Origin of the sequence: Streptomyces sp. NPDC090741, from assembly GCF_044769045.1 — a bacterium.
Classification (GTDB): domain Bacteria; phylum Actinomycetota; class Actinomycetes; order Streptomycetales; family Streptomycetaceae; genus Streptomyces.
Window position 1 is genome coordinate 445,360 of record NZ_JBIVXF010000005.1, and the last position, 17,762, is coordinate 463,121.

Here is a 17,762-nt window from a genome sequence, read left to right on the forward strand (position 1 = left end):
CGGAGCGCCGCTCAGGACGTGGCCCGTCAGGGCGCGGGATCAGTGCCCGGGCCCGCGTAGTCCGAGCCGAAGCAGGACCGGATCTCGCGCTCGGTGTCCGGGCGTCCCGCGAAGTTGAGCCGGGACTCCTCCTCCTTGGGGGCGGCCTTGGGATCGGAGTCGAAGTACACCGACCACCAGTAGACGCCGGCCATCTTCCGCTCCTGGACGACCTGACAGACCGCCTTGTACCAGTTGGCCTGCACCGCGGGGTTCACCTTGCGCTTCGTGTAGAAGTCGCCGGGTGCGTGGAAGGCGCCGTCCATGGCGCTGATGCCCGCCTCGGCGAACACGATTCGCGGCAGCGGGCCCTTGGCCTTCTTGTTCAGCCAGGTGTTCCAGCCGTCGACGAGCTGGTCCACGGGTGCGTCGTCGGCGACCTTGACGGGGAAGTACGCGTCGACGCCGAGCCGCTTGACGGGCACGTCGATGTGGCCGCCCACGTAGTTGTCCCAGTTCGCGTCGTAGGACACCTCGCCCTTGAACCGCTTCTCGGCCGCCGCCATCAGGCCCTTCCAGCCCGGGTGGCCCTCCATCGAGTTCAGCTCCGTGCCGATCACGAAGGTCGCCGCCTGCTGCCGCTGGGCCGCGTCGAGGTACGGGCCGAGCAGGGCCTCGTACGAATCGAACCAGGCCTCCTTGTCGGTCGGCTTGATGTTGCCGCGCCAGCCCTCCGGCGGGACGAGCGACGCCTCGTCCAGGGTCGGGCGGACGGTGGTGCGCAGTCCCGCTTCGTGGAAGACGCGCAGAACCGTGTCGAGGTGCTCGGGCGTCGGGGTGCTGCGGCCCGCCGCGAGCTTCGTCGAAGTGCGGCCCTCCGTGTAGAAGGGGAACGAGACCGCGACCGCGTTGGCCTTCAGTCCGACGAGGTAGTCGGCCTGCTCCCGTGCCTTCTTCTCGACGTACGCGTCGCTGTGCTCCTTCTTGTCCTCCCAGAAGACTTGGACGCCCCACTCGGGCATGCCGGTCTTCCAGGGCCTGTCCACCTTCAGCGCGGGCGCGGCGGGCTTGGCCGGCTCGGCCGCGTCGCCTCCCCCGCCGGCGAGGACGGTGCCGTCGCCGCCCTTCGAGGGGGTGGAGTCGTGCAGGACCAGGATCGGCTTGACGGAGCCCGACCTCCAGCGCAGCGGGTGGTCGCCGAGGACGAACGGCAGGCCGAGGACCAGGGAGGTCACGGTCACCGGGAGGATCGCGAGCAGCGGGACCTTGGAGCGCTTCGTCTTCCCGGCCGGGTCCTTCCGGTTCTCGTCGTTCTTCTCGTTCTTCTCGTTCTTCTCGTTCTTCTCGTTCTTCACGAGGGGCTCTCGGTTTCTCATGCGGGCTTGGCGATGACGACGAACTTGTTCTCCTCGCGCTTGATGAACTTGATCAGCCCGCGCAGGCCGCCGAGTCCTTCCAGCACGGAGAACAGCGGGATGAGGCCGAGCACGGCGAACGGCTCCCACCAGCGGCGCTTGCCGTTCGCCGAGACCAGGGCGTTGAGCCGCAGCCCCTCCCAGTACGTCCAGATGACGTACGCGAAGCTGAGCGACCACATGATCACGACGGACTGGGTCACGGGCGAGGTGTTGAAGTCACCGATGAACCAGGCCACGAGGAGCACGGTCGCGACGTGCTGGAGCGGGCCGAGGACCCAGCTGACCATGCACAGCATCAGGAACCAGCGGTACCGGAACGGCACCGTGCGGTTGAAGCAGAGGGCCACCAGCCCCCACGCCCAGCGCTCACGCTGCTTGATGAAGTCCCTGGTGGTGGCCGGGGAGGCGCCGTAGCAGCGGCCGTTGAACCAGTCGCTGCGGCCGGGGTACTTGCGGCAGAACGTCAGCGCCAGCTGGGCGTCCTCGACGATGGCCTTCGGGCCGAAGTCCCAGCCGATCGTCGCCTCGATGGAGGCGCGGAGCAGCAGCAGTTCGCCGTGCACGCCGGCGACGGGGGTGCCGAGACCGGTGAAGGCGCGGAACCGGGCTATGTCGTCGGCGGGGCGGACCGCGTCGGCGAGCCAGGTGAAGCGGTTCACGGCGTTCTCGCGCGGGTACGCGAGGATCCCCTGCGCCATGTGCTTGCCCTCGTCGCCCTCCCGTCGCTGGCGGTTGATGAACTGGGCCATGGACGCGGCGGTGTCGGGGCCGACCCCGGTGTCGTCGTCCATGTGCAGCACCCAGACGTCGTCGAGGGTCTCGCCCTCGTCGATCCGCAGCTCGTGCGCGTAGTGGTTCGCGCGGGCCTTGAACCGCGTCCCGTTCGCCGTCTCGTACACCTTCGGCACGGTGACCACGCGGATCAGGGAGTTCATCGCGGCCAGGTCGTCGATCCGCTCGGCCGCCTCGCAGCCCTCCTCCGTGAGCACGTCGACCCGCATGAGCGGGAAGTACGGGGGAAGGTGTTCCACGTAGCTGAGGACCGAGCGCTCCAGGGCCGGGTACGTGTCGTGGCGGCCGATGGTCGGCACGAGCACGATGAGGAAGTCCTCCTCCACCGGCGCCGGCGGGACCATCTCGTGCGCCTTGCGCAGCCGGCGGCGGATCAGCAGGACGCCCTGGAAGCCCACCATGACGCCGATGGCGGGCAGCGACCAGATGACCGACAGCGTCCAGCCCAGCGGCGTCGGGTTCGGCTCGAACACCCACAGGCCGAAGCTGACGAGGGCCAGGAAGGGCAGCAGGAAGGCCAGCACGCTGGGCTTCCAGTCGGCATGGCGCTGCACCATTTTCGCATCGCGACGGGATGTCGTCACGACCTCTTGTACGGGGGCCAGGGTCATGGGAAGGGTCCTTCGGGGTTCCTACTGCTGTTGTGGCGGCGACTGTTGGGGCTGCTGAGGCTGCTGGGGCCAGGCGGGCTGACCGCCGTACGGGCCGGGCCCGTAGCCGGGCTGAGGCTGCTGGGGCTGTGGCTGGGCGTAGCCCGTCTGCGGCACCTGGGACTGTGGCCCGGGCTGCGCCTGGTAGGACGGCGGCCCGAACCCGTGGGACGGCTGCGGCGGTTGAGGGGCCGGCGAAAACGGCTGCGGCTGCGGCTGCGCCTGCTGGGCGGCCGCCCGCTGGGCCTGCTCGTGCGCCTGCCGGGCCTCGTGCGCCTGCTGGGTCCAGGGGTTCACCGGCGGCTGCCAGGGTTCGTACGCCGCGAAGTCCCGCAGCAGCAGCACGATGAGGGCACCGGTCACGAGGACTCCGACGGCGAAGGTCGCCAGCTTCAACCCGCCCTGGAGGGTCGAGGTGAAGTAGTCGGTCTGCTTCTCGTCGAACAGCGCGCCCGTCAGGCTGCGCATCCGGTTGTAGCCCTCGATGGCGGCGCCGCCGATGATGATGCCCCGGCCGAGGGTGTTGCCGCGGAGCACGAGAAGGCCGCCCGCCACGTAGACGACACCCCAGTTGAGGTTGAACGTCTCGGCGGCTCCCGAGCCGTCGCCTATGCCGTAGTAGACGATGCCCTGCAGGAAGTCGACGACGCCGACCTGCCAGAAACAGTTGTACAGGGCCCAGAGGAGCAGGATCCCGGCCCATCCCATCGCCACGAAGGCGGCCACGCGGTGGGCACGTGGCGTAAGCGCGCTCAACTTCACTCCTCTTCGAAAGTTCCGTCGTGCAAGGAGAGCCATTGCACGCCCGCGGGGCCGGATTCACGGCCGCCGGTGATCGTCTTGGGGTCGTTGTAGGTCTGCTGCACGTCCGCCGGGGGGTTCTTCGCGGTGAGCCCGTCGCCCCACACGGTCCACAGCACCCAGGGGGCCTGGTCGAGCGTCGTGCGCTGCGCCGCGCCCAGCGGCACGTGGAAGGACTCCGCGAGGATCCGCGGCTTTCCGTAGTCCTTGAGGCCGCGGTGCCATGTCGACGTCCAGGCACCGTTGTCGAAGGGCTGGTCCGGCGTTCCGCTGTAGTCGTCGACTCCGACGACGTCCACGTACTCGTCGCCGGGGTAGAAGTCCCACGGATCGCTGCCGTGGATGCCGTCCCAGGCCGTGGGGGCCCAGACGAAGATCAGGTTGTGCAGTCCGCGGGAGCCCACCAGGTAGTGGTAGAGCAACTCCCACAGGGCCGTGTACTGCTGGGGCCTCAGCCCCGCCCACCAGAAGCTCTGCTCCCCGCCGAGCGAGTTCATCTCGTGGTACGGGCGCAGCAGTACGGGGACGTCGTACGCGGCCAGATAGCCGAGGTGGTCCGCGAGGAAGGACAGGTCGAGCAGGAGCGCGGCGTGCTCGGCGGTGCCGGGGGAGAGTACCCGGTCGATCCAGCCGGGGTCCTTCGCGGAGGGCGCGTTGCGGCGCAGCGTCTGGTCGTAGCTCTTGACGGGGCTGCCCGGCCACGGCTGGTGGAACGACATGCCGACCAGGCCGGCGGGCGCTCCCCCATTGGTCGGCAGGACCGTCTTGGTGCCGTTCCAGAGGCGTTCGGTGCCGGTCGGGTTGTACGAGCCGTCGTCCTTGCGGGGCAGCCCGTGCCAGACGCCCATGGCGAGGTCGACGACGTCGTTCGTGTAGGTCCAGAACTCGCGGCGGGCGGGCCAGGCGGCGCGCGAGTAGTCCCGCGCCTCGCCCACGCCCCAGTTCTCCTGCTGGTAGCCCGGGCCCAGGTCCAGTTCGAGGAAGGCCGGCAGCTTCCCGGTGATGTCCTGGGGCTTGCGGTAGTAGTAGCCGGGAGGTTTGGGACCGCTGTGGTCGCCGTACTCCGGGTTGTACCGCTCGTTGTGAACCTCGGCGTGCTGGCCCATGAGGGTGCCGCGGCGCCGGCCGGCGCGGGCGTCCGCCTCCAGCCCGGCCAGTAGCCGGTACACGGCCCTGGCCGCCTTGGAGGCCTTGGGATCCCGCGCCACCAGGTCCTTCTGGAGGCCGGTGGCGGGCGCACGCGAGGTGCTGAAGGCCGCCACTCCGGCGAGGGCGCCGCCCGTGGCCACGGTGGCAGCCGCTCCCAGGAGGAGATTGCGGCGCTTCAGGTCGCGGCTTAACACCTCGCGACCTGGCACGTCACGACCCAACACTCCGAGACCCCCCTCGGTCGACAGCAGGCCGGCAATTGCCCCTGCGCCCCTGCCGGTTGCACGCAACCCTTGGGGCCGGTGTCACCCTACGCGTCGGCCCCCGGGCGATGCGCCCGGGGGCCGATGGTTCACCGTATGTACGTGTGGTTCACCGTTTGTACGTGTTACGCGGCGGGCAGCGTGTCCAGTTGGGCCTGAATCCGGGCGATGTCCGCCTCGGCCTTGGCCAGCCGGCCCTTGATCTTGTCCACGACGTTGTCGGGGGCCTTGGCCAGGAAGGCCTCGTTCCCGAGCTTCGCCTCGGCCTGCTGCTTCTCCTTCTCCGCGGCCGCGAGGTCCTTGGAGAGGCGCTTGCGCTCGGCGGCCACGTCGATCGTGCCCGACAGGTCGAGCGCGACCGTGGCGCCGGCGACCGGCAGGGTGGCGGTGGCGGTGAAGCCCTCGCCCTCCGGCTGGAGGCGGAGCAGCTGGCGCACGGCCGCCTCGTGCGCGGCGAGCGCCGTACCGGTCAGGTCCAGGCGGGCCGGGACCTTCTGGCCGTCCTGGAGTCCCTGCTCCTTGCGGAACCGGCGGACCTCGGTGACGACGGCCTGGACGCTCTCGATCTCGGCCTCGGCGGCCTCGTCGCGGAAGCCGCTGTCCTTGGGCCACTCGGCGATGACCAGCGACTCACGCCCGGTCAGCGTGGTCCACAGGGTCTCGGTGACGAACGGGACCACCGGGTGCAGCAGGCGCAGCATGACGTCGATGACCTCGCCCAGCACCCGGCCGGAGACCTTGGCCTGCTCGCCGCCCGCGAAGAACGTCGTCTTCGACAGCTCGACGTACCAGTCGAAGACCTCGTCCCACGCGAAGTGGTAGAGCGCCTCGCTGAGCTTCGAGAACTGGAAGTCCTCGTAGTACGCGTCGACCTGCGCGACCGTCTTGTTGAGGCGGGACAGGATCCAGCGGTCGGTCGCCGACAGCTGCTCGACCGGGGGCAGGTCGCCCTCGATCGTGGCGCCGTTCATCAGCGCGAAGCGCGTGGCGTTCCAGATCTTGTTGGCGAACTTGCTGGAGGCCTGGACCCAGTCCTCGCCGATCGGCACGTCGGTGCCCGGGTTGGCGCCCTTGGCCAGGGTGAAGCGGACGGCGTCGGAGCCGTACTTGTCCATCCAGTCCAGCGGGTCGACGACGTTGCCGAAGGACTTCGACATCTTCTTGCCGCGCTCGTCGCGGACCAGGCCGGTCAGCGCGATGGTCTTGAACGGCGCCTCGCCGTCCATGGCGTACAGGCCGAACATCATCATCCGGGCGACCCAGAAGAAGATGATGTCGTGGCCGGTGACCAGGACGTCGGTGGAGTAGAACTTCGCCAGGTCCGGGGTCTTCTCAGGCCAGCCGAGCGTGGAGAACGGCCACAGGCCGGAGGAGAACCAGGTGTCGAGGACGTCGGTGTCCTGGTGCCAGCCCTCGCCGGTGGGCGCCTCGTCGTCCGGGCCGACGCAGACGATCTCGCCGTCCGGGCCGTACCAGACCGGGATCCGGTGGCCCCACCACAGCTGGCGCGAGATGCACCAGTCGTTGAGGTTGTCGACCCAGTCGAAGTAGCGCTTCTCCATCTCCTTCGGGTGGATCGTGACCCGGTCGTCGCGGACCGCGTCACCGGCGGCCTTGGCGAGGGTCTCGACCTTGACCCACCACTGCAGCGACAGGCGCGGCTCGACGGTGGTGGAGCAGCGGGAGCAGTGCCCGACGGAGTGCAGGTACGGGCGCTTCTCGGCGACGATCCGGCCCTGCTCGCGCAGCGCCCCGACGACCGCGGACCGGGCCTCGAAACGGTCCAGGCCGAGGAAGGGGCCGTGGACGGTGATGACGCCGCGCTCGTCCATGATCGTCATGTTCGGCAGGCCGTGGCGCTGCCCGATGGCGAAGTCGTTCGGGTCGTGGGCGGGCGTCACCTTGACGCAACCGGTGCCGAACTCGGGGTCGACGTGCGTGTCCGCGACCACCGGGATGGAGCGGTCGGTGAGCGGCAGCTTGATGAGCTTGCCGACGAGGTGCTTGTAGCGCTCGTCGTCCGGGTGGACGGCGATGGCCGTGTCACCGAGCATCGTCTCGGCGCGCGTGGTGGCGACGACGAGGGTGTCCTCGCCCTCGCCGTACTTGATCGAGACGAGCTCGCCCGCGTCCTCCTGGTACTCCACCTCGATGTCGGAGATGGCCGTGAGGCAGCGGGGGCACCAGTTGATGATGCGCTCGGCGCGGTAGATCAGCTCGTCGTCGTAGAGCTTCTTGAAGATCGTCTGGACGGCGCGGGAAAGCCCCTCGTCCATGGTGAAGCGCTCGCGCGACCAGTCGACGCCGTCGCCGAGGCGGCGCATCTGGCCGAGGATCTTGCCGCCGTACTCTTCCTTCCACTGCCAGACGCGCTCGACGAACTCCTCGCGGCCCAGGTCGTGGCGGGACTTGCCCTCCTCGGCGAGCTGCTGCTCGACCTTGTTCTGGGTGGCGATGCCGGCGTGGTCCATGCCGGGCAGCCACAGCGACTCGTAGCCCTGCATCCGCTTGCGGCGGGTCAGGGCGTCCATGAGCGTGTGCTGGAAGGCGTGCCCCAGATGCAGGGAGCCGGTGACGTTCGGCGGCGGGATGACGATGGTGTACGCGGGCTTCTCGCTCGCGGGATCCGCCGTGAAGTACCCACGCTCTACCCAGCGCTCGTAGAGCTTCCCCTCTACCTCGGCCGGAGCATACGCGGTCGGCAGTTCGGAGTTGGGGCTGCTGGGTGTCTGCGTGTTCTCGGTCACGAGACACAGTTTAGAGCCGTAACAGTCCAGTCATGAAACCGGTAATCAGGGGCCCCGGCGCCTTGCCGGAGTTCTGCCTCCGCCAGGATGTCTGAAACGCATAAGGATTCCTGAAGGGGGACGCGGGCATGAGTTACAACCAGCCGGGACCGTACGGGGCCCAGCCGCCGCAGCAGCCGGGACCGTACGGAGGCCAGCCGCCGCAGCCGGGTCCGTACGGGCAGCCCGCCCCGCAGCCCGGCTACGGATACCCGCAGCAGCCCCCGCCGCCGGGCGTCCCCCCGCAGGGCTACCCCCAGCAGCCCCAGCAGCCCCAGCCGGGCTACGGCTACCAGCAGCCGGGCATGCCCCCGCAGCAGCAGCCGTACGGGATGCAGCAGCCCCCGAAGAAGTCCAAGGCCGGCGTGATCATCGCCGTGGTCGTAGCGGTGGCGGTCATCGCCGGCGGCGGCTGGTACTTCACGAAGGGCGGCGGCGCCTCGGGCTCGGTGGCCGCAGACACCAAGGGCTACAAGCTGGCCTACCCGGCCTCGGTCGACAGCTACGTGAAGAACGAACAGGCGGTCGGCACCGCGAACGGCGACGCGCCCCTGACGGGCGAGCAGAAGACCAAGGCCGAGGCCATCGGCATCAAGGACGCCCACCAGGCGACCCAGCAGTACCTGAGCGGTATCAAGGGCAAGGCCAAGCAGATGACCGCGAGCGGCTTCTGGGGCCAGATCGACGATCCGGAGCGGGCCCTCGACGCCTACTTCGGCACGATCGGCGCGCCCAACCCGGAGACCGACAAGCTGGGCCTGAAGTACGAAAAGGTCGGCTCCCCCAAGGCGTTCACGCCGGACGGGTTCAAGGGCGCCGTCATGAAGTGCGTCGAGGTCAAGATGACGACCACGAAGACCACCAAGCCCGGGGAGCCCAGCTCGCTCGTGGTCCCCACCTGTGCCTGGAGCGACCACTCCACCCTGGCCGCGGTCAACCACATGGACCAAACCACAATCCTGACCGGCGGCAGCCAGGGCACCCTGGAGGACGTCTCCAAGCTGGCGGCCAAGCTCTACAACACCTCACGGACCAAGGCCTGATCGGGCTGGCGGCCGGTGCGGGCACTCGTCCCGCACCGGGCCGACCTATACCACTCTCAGCCCGCCAGGCCACACGCCTCCTGCGCGTGATCGCCTCGAACCCCGATGTTCAGCAGCTGCCCCAAACAGCTGCCAAAGGCGATGGCCGAAAACTCGGACCCGGTCTTGCAGGCAGCCTCTATCTTCGGGCCGACGTTGTAGCCTTGCTCGTGCAGGTAGTACTGGCAGTCGCCCTGATCCGCCGAGGCAGGCGTAGCCGCCATGAGCGGGAGGGCCGCTGCGGCGAACGTCGCGGCCATAACGCCGACTGCACGCTTCTTCATCTTCATGTCTCGTTCCCCTTGACTAAGGCTGGTCAGGCAAAGTCGATCAAGAAGTCATCCGCCACACCAGGCCACGCGGGCCGCTTGTCCGATAATCGGTCAAGAGAGTCCTGAAGGCGAGGAGGGGCGCCCCGGATGTCCGGGGCGCCCCTCCTTGTACGTCGTGTCGGCTACGCCGACTTCTCCTGCGGGCCCTGGTCCTTCGGGACGATGCGGGGGACCAGCGTCGGGTTCACGTTCGAGCGGACGACGTCCGCGCTGATGACCACTCGGGCCACGTCCTTGCGGGACGGGACCTCGTACATCACCGACATCAGGACCTCTTCCATGATGGCGCGCAGACCGCGCGCGCCCGTCTGGCGGAGGATCGCCTGGTCCGCGATGGCCTCCAGCGCCTCGCGCTCGAAGTCCAGCTCCACGCCGTCGAGTTCGAACAGCCGCTGGTACTGCTTCACCAGCGCGTTCCGCGGCTCCACCAGGATCTGCAGCAGCGCCTCGCGGTCCAGGTTGTGCACCGAGGTGATGACGGGCAGACGGCCGATGAACTCCGGGATCATCCCGAACTTCACCAGGTCCTCCGGCATGACCTCCTGGAACTGGTCGCTCGCCTCGATCTCGCGCTTCGAGCGGATCGTCGCCCCGAAGCCGATGCCCTTGGCGCCGGCCCGCGACTCGATGATCTTCTCCAGGCCTGCGAAGGCACCGCCCACGATGAACAGCACGTTCGTCGTGTCGATCTGGATGAACTCCTGGTGCGGGTGCTTGCGGCCGCCCTGCGGCGGGACCGACGCCGTCGTGCCCTCCAGGATCTTCAGCAGGGCCTGCTGCACGCCCTCGCCGCTCACGTCGCGCGTGATCGACGGGTTCTCGCTCTTGCGGGCGACCTTGTCGATCTCGTCGATGTAGATGATCCCGGTCTCGGCCTTCTTGACGTCGTAGTCGGCCGCCTGGATCAGCTTGAGCAGGATGTTCTCGACGTCCTCGCCCACGTACCCGGCCTCCGTCAGCGCCGTAGCGTCGGCGATGGCGAACGGGACGTTGAGCATGCGCGCGAGCGTCTGGGCCAGCAGCGTCTTGCCGGAGCCCGTCGGGCCCAGCAGCAGGATGTTGGACTTCGCGAGCTCGATCGCGTCGTCCCGGCCCTGCGCGCCGCCGTTCTCGCCGGCCTGGACGCGCTTGTAGTGGTTGTACACCGCCACCGAGAGGGCCTTCTTCGCCGGCTCCTGGCCGACGACGTAGCTCTCCAGGAACTCGTAGATCTCACGAGGCTTGGGGAGTTCCTCCCACCGGACCTCGGAGGTCTCGGCGAGCTCCTCCTCGATGATCTCGTTGCAGAGGTCGATGCACTCGTCGCAGATGTACACACCGGGTCCTGCGATGAGCTTCTTCACCTGCTTCTGGCTCTTTCCGCAGAACGAGCACTTGAGCAGGTCGCCGCCGTCACCGATGCGTGCCACGAGGTGCTTCCCCTTCGCCTGGGAGACGCTTGGTTCAGCGCTCCTGGTGCCTCATATCCGACGGTACCTTGCCGGGGGCCCCGTACGGGGCCCCCTTGACGTGGTTCACATCGCCGAATGTGACGACGTGCCCACGCCAACTGGCGGCAAGGATCAGTGGGAGTTCTTGCGGGTCGAGACGATCTGGTCGATCAGGCCGTACGCGAGCGCGTCCTCGGCCGTCAGGATCTTGTCGCGCTCGATGTCCTCGCGGATCTTCTCGATCGGCGTGGTCGAGTGCTTGGCCAGCATGGTCTCCAGCTGGTCGCGCATGCGCAGGATCTCCCTGGCCGCGATCTCCAGGTCGGAGAGCTGCTCGCGGCCGGTGCCGCCGGACGGCTGGTGGATCAGCACGCGGGCGTTCGGCAGCGCCATGCGCTTGCCGGGGGTGCCGGCGGCCAGCAGGACGGCCGCGGCGGAGGCCGCCTGGCCCATGCAGACCGTCTGGATGTCCGGCTTCACGAACTGCATCGTGTCGTAGATGGCCGTCAGTGCGGTGAAGGAGCCGCCGGGGCTGTTGATGTAGATCGAGATGTCGCGGTCCGGGTCCATCGACTCCAGGCACAGCAGCTGCGCCATGACGTCATTGGCGGAGGCGTCGTCGATCTGCACGCCGAGGAAGATCACGCGCTCCTCGAAGAGCTTCGCGTACGGGTCGTACTCGCGCACGCCCTGCGAGGTGCGCTCGACGAAGCGCGGGACGACGTAGCGGTTGTCCACCGGCGCGCCGGTGTAGAGGCCGCTCGCGGGAGAGAGGTTGTTCATGTGCATCTGGGTGTTCACCATCCTGGTGGCGTTCTGCGGGCTGGGGCTTGCCGGGTGCGGGCGGGCGTACGGGCCCTCGTACGAGGTCCCGTACGCCGGGGCCGGGATCAGGCCCCGGTGCCGCCGCCGCCCGGGACCAGCGACGCGGCGGAGATGATCTCGTCGATGAGGCCGTACTCCTTGGCCTCCTCCGCGGTGAACCAGCGGTCGCGGTCGCCGTCGCGGATGATCGCCTCCACGGTCTGGCCGGAGTGGTGCGCGGTGATCTCGGCCATGCGCTGCTTCGTGCGCAGCAGGTACTCGGCCTGGATCTTGATGTCCGAGGCGGTGCCACCGATGCCGGCGGAACCCTGGTGCATCAGGATGTCGGTGTTCGGGAGCGCGAAGCGCTTGCCCGTGGCGCCGCCGGTGAGCAGGAACTGGCCCATCGAGGCCGCCATGCCCATGCCGATGGTGACGACGTCGTTCGGGATGTACTGCATGGTGTCGTAGACCGCCATGCCCGCCGTCACCGAGCCGCCCGGGCTGTTGATGTACAGGTAGATGTCCTTCTCCGGCTCCGCGGCCAGGAGGAGGAGCTGCGCCGTGATCTTGTTCGCGATGTCGTCGTCGACCTGCTGGCCGAGGAAGATGATGCGCTCGCCGAGCAGCCGGTTGTAGACATGGTCGCCGAGGCCGCCACCGATGGACGGCTCACCCGCGGCGTAAGGCTTCAGATTCGTCACGTATCCACCTGCTCGTCTCCGACGGCCACTTGCCGTCTCAGCGTCTCGTTCTGGGGCGCGGACCGGTTGGGGCGGCGGTGGCCGCCGGCGTCCAGGTACTCCCGTGCCCTCGTATTCATGGACCCTAACGCGCAGGTCGGACAACGCCATCCCGCTTCCCGAACTGTTCGCTCGGAGCGCAAGGTCCGCGGGTGCTCCGAGACGTGCTCCAAGAGGTGCGGAAAGGCCCGCACACGGCTGTGTACGGGCCTTTCCCGATGCTGCTCAGCGGGTGCCGCGCAGGGCGGCACCCAGGGTGTTACTTGGCCTCGTCGGCGTCACCCTCGACAGCGGCCTCGACAGCGGCCTCGACGGTCTCGGCGGCCGTCTCGACCTCGTCCTCGTCGTCGGAGAGGTCCACGACCTCACCGTTGGTGTCGACGACCTTGGCGGCCTCGACGACGACCGCGAGGGCCTTGCCGCGGGCGACCTCGCCGACGAGCATCGGCACCTGGCCACCCTCGACGACGGCCTGGGCGAACTGGTCGGGGGACATGCCGGAGGAGGCCGCACGGCGCATGAGGTGCTCGGTGAGCTCCTCCTGGTCGACGCCCAGCTTCTCCTTGTTGACCAGCGCGTCCAGGACGAACTGGGTCTTGATGCCCTTGACCGCCTGCTCCTTGGTCTCGGCGTCGAACTCCTCGACCGTCTTGCCCTGGAACTCCAGGTACTTCTCGATGGTGAGGCCCATCTGGCCGAGCTGGTGGTGCTCCAGGTTGTGCTTGCGGGTGTTGACCTCGTCCTCGAGCAGCTTCTCGGGGATCGGCACCTCGACGAGCTCCAGCAGCTTCTCCAGGACGCGCTCCTGGGCCTGCGTGGCCTGGTCGTACTGCTTCATGTTCTCGAGGCGCTTGCGGCTGTCCGCCTTGAGGTCCTCAAGGGTGTCGAACTCGCTCGCCATCTGCGCGAACTCGTCGTCCAGCTCCGGGAGCTCCTTGGCGGAGACCTTGGTGACCTTGACGGTGACCTCGGCGTCCTTGCCCTCGGCGGAGCCGCCCTTCAGCTGGGAGGTGAAGGTGGCCTCGCCACCGGCCTCCAGGCCCTTGACGGCCTCGTCGATGCCTTCGAGGAGCTCGCCCGAGCCGATGGTGTACGCGACGTCGGAGGCGACGCCGTCGGGCAGCACCTCGCCGTCGACCTTGGCCTCCAGGTCGATGGTGACGACGTCACCCTCGGCGGCGGCGCGCTCGACGTCGTTCGTGGACGCGAAGCGGCCGCGCAGCTGCTCGACCGACTTCTCGATGTCCTCGTCGGAGACCTCGACCGCGTCGACCTCGACCTCGATGCCGGAGTAGTCCGGGATCTCGATCTCGGGGCGGACGTCGACCTCGGCGGTGAAGGCCAGCAGCTCGCCGTCCTTCAGCTCCGTGATGTCGACCTCGGGCTGGCCCAGCGGGTTCAGGTCGGCCTCGTTGACCGCCTCGGTGTAGAACTTCGGGAGGGCGTCGTTGACGGCCTCCTCCAGCACCGCACCGCGACCGAAGCGCTGGTCGATGACCCGGGCGGGGATCTTGCCCTTACGGAAGCCCTTCACCGTGACCTGCTGGTTGATCTTCTTGTACGCCGCGTCGAGGCTGTCCTTGAGCTCCTCGAAGGGCACCTCAACAGTGAGCCGAACCCGAGTCGGGTTCAGGGTCTCCACGGCGCTCTTCACGGTTCGGTCTCCTTGTGGCTGACTGCTTGGGGTCTGCGTCCCCGCTGCGATTCAGCGGTTCGGCGGATTCGGCCCGGTACATCAGACACACGGGCACGCAGCTTGCATAGTAACCGCAAGCGGCAATCAGCCCACAACGCGATCTTGTGATGGCGGTGGTGGTGGTCGGGGTGGCCGGATTCGAACCGACGACCTTCCGCTCCCAAAGCGGACGCGCTACCAAGCTGCGCCACACCCCGTCGGTGCGACACGTAGGGTACATGGCCGGAGACCCTCTGATGCGCGGGGTTTTGAGCGAACGTTTCCGGACGCCCCACCGCGCCCCGCCAATGGGGTGTGCACTCCCCCGGCCCGACCCGCTAGGATGCTGTCCGTGCCGCGGCCCCCGGACCTGCGGCGCACGCGTTGCGGGCGTAGCTCAATGGTAGAGCCCTAGTCTTCCAAACTAGCTACGCGGGTTCGATTCCCGTCGCCCGCTCTGAAGCACTAAGGGCCAGGTCAGAGGATGTTTCCTCCGGCCTGGCCCTTTGGCGTTGCGAGCTGGCGGGCTCAGTAGTGGACCGAGGCGCAGGTGACCGTGGTTTTTCCGTCGGCCGTCTTGACTATGTACTTGGCCCCGCTCAGGCCGCCGAGGTCGAACCTTCCCGACTTGTCGATGGGGACCGAGCCCGAGGTGGAGCCGGAGTAGGTCACCGTCGTGCCGGCGGGGAAGCCCTCGCCCCACACGTGGTACTTGCCGGCCGAGTCCACCTCGACGTTGCACTTCGCGGCTGCGGGGGCTGCGGCGTGTGCGGCCACTGCGGGGCCCAGCGCGAGGGCGGGGGCCACCAAGAGAGTGAGTACTGCGAGACGACGTGTTCGGTTCATCATTCAACCTGCCTTGGGCGCTGATGGCGCGGCCGGTGAGGCGTCACGGCTCCGATACGCGGCTTACATCGTATCGTCCGGTTTGTCCCGCGGCATCTCGCGGATGGTCTTGACTGCGGCGGGGGCAGGTTGTGTACTCCCCGCATGTCCGGGGCGGGCGGGGCGCGAGAGTACGTCGAGACGCGACTGAGGGAGTACCAGCAGTGGTACGACCGCAAGGCCGTGCGGAGCAAGGCGGTCCATTTACGGATGCGGACCCTGGCCGTCGTCGGCGGGGCGCTCGTGCCCGTGCTGGTCAACCTCGACGTGCCGTTCGCCCGGGTCACCGCCACCGTGCTCAGCCTGCTCGTGGTCGTTTCCGTGTCCCTCGAGAGCGTGTACCGGTACCGGGAGCAGTGGAAGAACTACCGGTCGACCGAGCAGTTGCTGGGGCACGAGCGGATCTACTTCGAGACCGGGGTCGGCCCGTACGCCGGGCTGACCGAGGGCGATGCGTTCACGCTGCTCGTGTCGCGGGTGGAGAAGGCGATCGCCAACGAGAACTCGGCCACCCTCAACGTCATGACGCTGGGCAGCCAAGTGAACTCGGACCTGGAGTACCGGCGGGCTCCCGGCACTCCTTGAGCGGTCCCGGCTAGAGCTTGATTCCCGCGATCGTGTCCGCGAGGGAGTTGAGGAAGCGGTTGACGTCCGGTGCGATGGAGCTGGACGCCAGGAAGAAGCCGAAGAGGACCGCGACGATCGCGGGGCCGGCCTTCATGTGGTTGCCGCGGATCAGCACCACCAGGATGACCGCCAACAGAACCACCACTGACAGCGAAATGGCCACTACTGATCACACCTTCGGTCGTCCCCTGGTCGGCCTGGGGCACACGGCCACGCGCACCCCCACATGGACCATCCTCCCACCAACGGGCCCCGGCTATCCGTCCCGAGGCGAATCAGCGTCGGCGCTTTCCCGCCAACCGGCCATGCGGCGGGCATATTTCGGACGTGGGGCCCGGGTCATGGCGCGGTGAGACCGAGGAGGGAGCGGACATACGCGTACTTCGCGGACAGCCGTTCCCGGGTGGGGCCGTCCAGTACGGAGAGCCGCACGGGGTCCGCGTTGTGCGCCAGATCCGCCTCCTTGACCAGGAGGGCGCCCGGGGTGGCGAGGATCCGGGCCGCGTACTCCTCCACCGGCTCGCCGGCGCGCTTGGTGACCGCCAGCACCATGTCCTTGACCGACCGGGGCAGGGCGGCGGCATCCAGCCACTCCCGGCTGAGCGCATCGTCCTCGACGGCGTCGTGCAGCCAGGCCGCCGCCTGCTGCTCCGGGCTGCCGCCGCGGGCGCGCACTCCCTCGGCGACGGCCGCGAGGTGCTCGGCGTACGGCCGGCCGGCCTTGTCGGTCTGGCCCTCGTGCGCGGAGCGCGCCAGTGCCTCGACCTCCATCAGGGTCAGCGGTCGCTGCTGCCGTTGCGTCATACCGTCCCCTTCGCCGCCGTACGGAGGGCCTGCGCGGCCCGGCGTACATCCGCCTGCGTCGTACGCCAGTTGGAGAACGCCGCGCGCAGGCCGGGGGTTCCCGCGTAGACGGTCGGGGTGACGAAGACCTCCCCCTGCGCCGCCTCGCGCAGGGCCGCCAGGCGGGCCGGGGTGGGGTCGTCGGCAAGGGTGAAGCAGACGACGTTCAGGCGGACCGGGGCGAGGAGCCGGAAGGCCGGGTCCTGCTCCAGCGCGGCGCCCAGGGCCCGGGCGCAGGCGATGTCGCGCTCGACGATCTCGCGGTGCCCTTCTCGGCCGTACGCGCGGAGGGTGAACCAGGCGGCGAGGGCGCGCAGCCGGTGCGAGTTCTCGGGGGTGAGGTGGACGAGGTCGGGGTGGTCGCCGAGGGGGCCGAGGTAGGCGGCGGCGTTCTGGAAGACGCGGGCCTGGAGGTCTTGGCGGCGGGTGAACTGGACGGCGCTGTCGTAGGGGACGTTCAGCCACTTGTGCAGGTCGACGCAGACGGAGTCGGAGGCGTCGAGGCCGTCGACGAGGTGGGCGTGGTCCGGGGAGAGCGCGGCGAAGGCGCCGAAGGCGGCGTCGGTGTGGAGCCAGAACGCGTGGCGTTCGCGGAGGGCGGCGATGGCGCGGAGGTCGTCGAAGTCCACGGTGTTGACGGTGCCGGCGTTGGCGACGACGACGGCCGGGCCGGGGGTGTCGGCGAGGGCCCGGTCGAGGGCGGCGGGGTCGACGGCCTCACGGCCGGGGAGGGTGGGGACGGGGACGAGGGAGCTCCGGCCGAGGCCGAGGACGGAGAGGGCCTTGGCGATGGAGGAGTGCGGGGCACCGGACAGGACGCGGACCGGGCCGAGCGCTGCCGCGCCGTCCTCGGAGGGGGAGACGCCGAGGCGTTCGCCGAGCCACTCGCGGGCGATGGCGAGGCCGGTGGTGTTGGACATGGTGGCGCCGCTGACGAAGGTTCCGGTGTGGGCGTCGGTGAGGCCGAAGAGGTCGCGGAGCCAGGTGACGGTCTCGCGTTCGAGGTCTTGGCCGGCGCCGTCCATGGCGGAGTTGGAGTTCTGGTCGTGGACGGCGGTCAGCCAGTCGCCCGCGAGGGCGGCGGGGGTGGCGCCGCCGGTGACGAAGCCGAGGTATCGGGGGCCGGCGGAGGCCGACAGCCGGGGCGCCCAGCGCTCCGCGAAGGCGGTGAGGGCCGATTCCGCCCCGGCGGCGTGCGTCGGGAGGGGCTCGGGCGCGCGAGGGGGCCCGGCGGGCGGTACGACGGGACGGGCGTCCAGGGCTTCGAGGGTGTCGGCGGCGGCGCGGCGGGTGGCCTCCAGGAGCTCGGGGAGGCGGGCGAGGCCGGTGGCGAGCGTGTGGTCCATGGGGGCACGGTAGGGACCCGCCGGGCCCGGCGGACCGGCCAATCGGGGGTGATTGGCCGGGGTCGCGGGATGCCGTGGGTGCTGCGCCGCTGCGCGAGCGGCCCCGGTCCGGCTGCGCCGGGGCTCCTGGGGCTCCGCCCCGGATCCCGCGCCTCGA

General features: G+C 69.2%; 16 protein-coding genes and 2 tRNA genes. 3 read left to right on the forward strand and 15 right to left on the reverse strand.

Going from position 1 to position 17,762, the window contains the following annotated elements; translation table 11 throughout:
• Nucleotides 1-26: 26 nt before the first annotated feature.
• The 5 genes from ACIQU4_RS17020 to ACIQU4_RS17040 form a co-directional block, all read right to left on the reverse strand.
• A complete protein-coding gene (locus tag ACIQU4_RS17020; protein WP_403730675.1) occupies nucleotides 27-1,334 on the reverse strand; it encodes a glycoside hydrolase family 113 in 1,308 nt (435 codons plus the stop codon).
• Nucleotides 1,335-1,351: 17 nt separating this feature from the next.
• Nucleotides 1,352-2,800: a glycosyltransferase family 2 protein gene (locus tag ACIQU4_RS17025; protein WP_403730677.1), complete on the reverse strand. Its 1,449-nt coding sequence runs from the start codon at nucleotides 2,798-2,800 to the stop codon at nucleotides 1,352-1,354.
• 21 nt (nucleotides 2,801-2,821) lie between these two features.
• Entirely contained in the window at nucleotides 2,822-3,595 is a 774-nt protein-coding gene (locus ACIQU4_RS17030) for a hypothetical protein (protein ID WP_403730679.1), read from the reverse strand.
• A gap of 2 nt (nucleotides 3,596-3,597) precedes the next feature.
• Entirely contained in the window at nucleotides 3,598-4,983 is a 1,386-nt protein-coding gene (locus ACIQU4_RS17035) for a glycoside hydrolase family 26 protein (protein WP_403730682.1), read from the reverse strand.
• Nucleotides 4,984-5,177: 194 nt separating this feature from the next.
• Nucleotides 5,178-7,799, reverse strand: coding sequence for a valine--tRNA ligase (locus ACIQU4_RS17040; RefSeq protein WP_403730685.1), 2,622 nt, complete (start codon nucleotides 7,797-7,799; stop codon nucleotides 5,178-5,180).
• A 128-nt stretch (nucleotides 7,800-7,927) separates the two neighbouring features.
• Between ACIQU4_RS17040 and ACIQU4_RS17045 the strand changes: the two genes are divergently transcribed.
• Nucleotides 7,928-8,881, forward strand: a complete 954-nt coding sequence (locus ACIQU4_RS17045; RefSeq protein WP_403730688.1) for a hypothetical protein — start codon at nucleotides 7,928-7,930, stop codon at nucleotides 8,879-8,881.
• A 56-nt stretch (nucleotides 8,882-8,937) separates the two neighbouring features.
• Here the strand turns inward: ACIQU4_RS17045 and ACIQU4_RS17050 are convergent, their stop codons facing one another.
• From ACIQU4_RS17050 to ACIQU4_RS17075, 6 genes are all read right to left on the reverse strand, one after another.
• Nucleotides 8,938-9,210 (reverse strand): hypothetical protein, encoded by a 273-nt coding sequence (locus tag ACIQU4_RS17050; protein ID WP_403730690.1) that lies wholly within the window; start codon nucleotides 9,208-9,210, stop codon nucleotides 8,938-8,940.
• A gap of 164 nt (nucleotides 9,211-9,374) precedes the next feature.
• Nucleotides 9,375-10,661, reverse strand: a complete 1,287-nt coding sequence (gene clpX, locus ACIQU4_RS17055) for an ATP-dependent Clp protease ATP-binding subunit ClpX (protein WP_134075487.1) — start codon at nucleotides 10,659-10,661, stop codon at nucleotides 9,375-9,377.
• A gap of 153 nt (nucleotides 10,662-10,814) precedes the next feature.
• Nucleotides 10,815-11,486, reverse strand: coding sequence for an ATP-dependent Clp protease proteolytic subunit (locus tag ACIQU4_RS17060; RefSeq protein WP_323179072.1), 672 nt, complete (start codon nucleotides 11,484-11,486; stop codon nucleotides 10,815-10,817).
• An 86-nt stretch (nucleotides 11,487-11,572) separates the two neighbouring features.
• Entirely contained in the window at nucleotides 11,573-12,190 is a 618-nt protein-coding gene (locus ACIQU4_RS17065) for an ATP-dependent Clp protease proteolytic subunit (protein ID WP_385583302.1), read from the reverse strand.
• 298 nt (nucleotides 12,191-12,488) lie between these two features.
• The gene (gene tig / locus ACIQU4_RS17070; RefSeq protein WP_403730694.1) at nucleotides 12,489-13,883 is read right to left on the reverse strand and encodes a trigger factor; all 1,395 of its coding nucleotides are present in this window, start codon (nucleotides 13,881-13,883) and stop codon (nucleotides 12,489-12,491) included.
• 162 nt (nucleotides 13,884-14,045) lie between these two features.
• Nucleotides 14,046-14,122: transfer RNA gene (locus ACIQU4_RS17075), tRNA-Pro, on the reverse strand.
• Nucleotides 14,123-14,290: 168 nt separating this feature from the next.
• Between ACIQU4_RS17075 and ACIQU4_RS17080 the strand changes: the two genes are divergently transcribed.
• Nucleotides 14,291-14,361, forward strand: a tRNA-Gly gene (locus ACIQU4_RS17080).
• Between the two features lie 71 nt (nucleotides 14,362-14,432).
• Here the strand turns inward: ACIQU4_RS17080 and ACIQU4_RS17085 are convergent.
• Nucleotides 14,433-14,711, reverse strand: a complete 279-nt coding sequence (locus tag ACIQU4_RS17085) for a hypothetical protein (protein ID WP_403730697.1) — start codon at nucleotides 14,709-14,711, stop codon at nucleotides 14,433-14,435.
• Between the two features lie 183 nt (nucleotides 14,712-14,894).
• On the opposite strand from ACIQU4_RS17085, the gene ACIQU4_RS17090 reads away from it, so the two are divergent.
• The gene (locus ACIQU4_RS17090) at nucleotides 14,895-15,374 is read left to right on the forward strand and encodes a DUF4231 domain-containing protein (protein ID WP_403730700.1); all 480 of its coding nucleotides are present in this window, start codon (nucleotides 14,895-14,897) and stop codon (nucleotides 15,372-15,374) included.
• Nucleotides 15,375-15,384: 10 nt separating this feature from the next.
• On the opposite strand, the gene ACIQU4_RS17095 is transcribed toward ACIQU4_RS17090, so the two are convergent.
• From ACIQU4_RS17095 to ACIQU4_RS17105, 3 genes are all read right to left on the reverse strand, one after another.
• Complete coding sequence (locus ACIQU4_RS17095) at nucleotides 15,385-15,579, reverse strand: hypothetical protein (protein WP_402584104.1); 195 nt, start codon at nucleotides 15,577-15,579, stop codon at nucleotides 15,385-15,387.
• 176 nt (nucleotides 15,580-15,755) lie between these two features.
• Complete coding sequence (locus tag ACIQU4_RS17100; protein ID WP_403730702.1) at nucleotides 15,756-16,220, reverse strand: HD domain-containing protein; 465 nt, start codon at nucleotides 16,218-16,220, stop codon at nucleotides 15,756-15,758.
• Nucleotides 16,217-17,605: a pyridoxal phosphate-dependent decarboxylase family protein gene (locus tag ACIQU4_RS17105; RefSeq protein ID WP_403730705.1), complete on the reverse strand. Its 1,389-nt coding sequence runs from the start codon at nucleotides 17,603-17,605 to the stop codon at nucleotides 16,217-16,219. The genes ACIQU4_RS17100 and ACIQU4_RS17105 overlap by 4 nt, the downstream gene beginning before the upstream one ends.
• Nucleotides 17,606-17,762 lie beyond the last annotated feature (157 nt).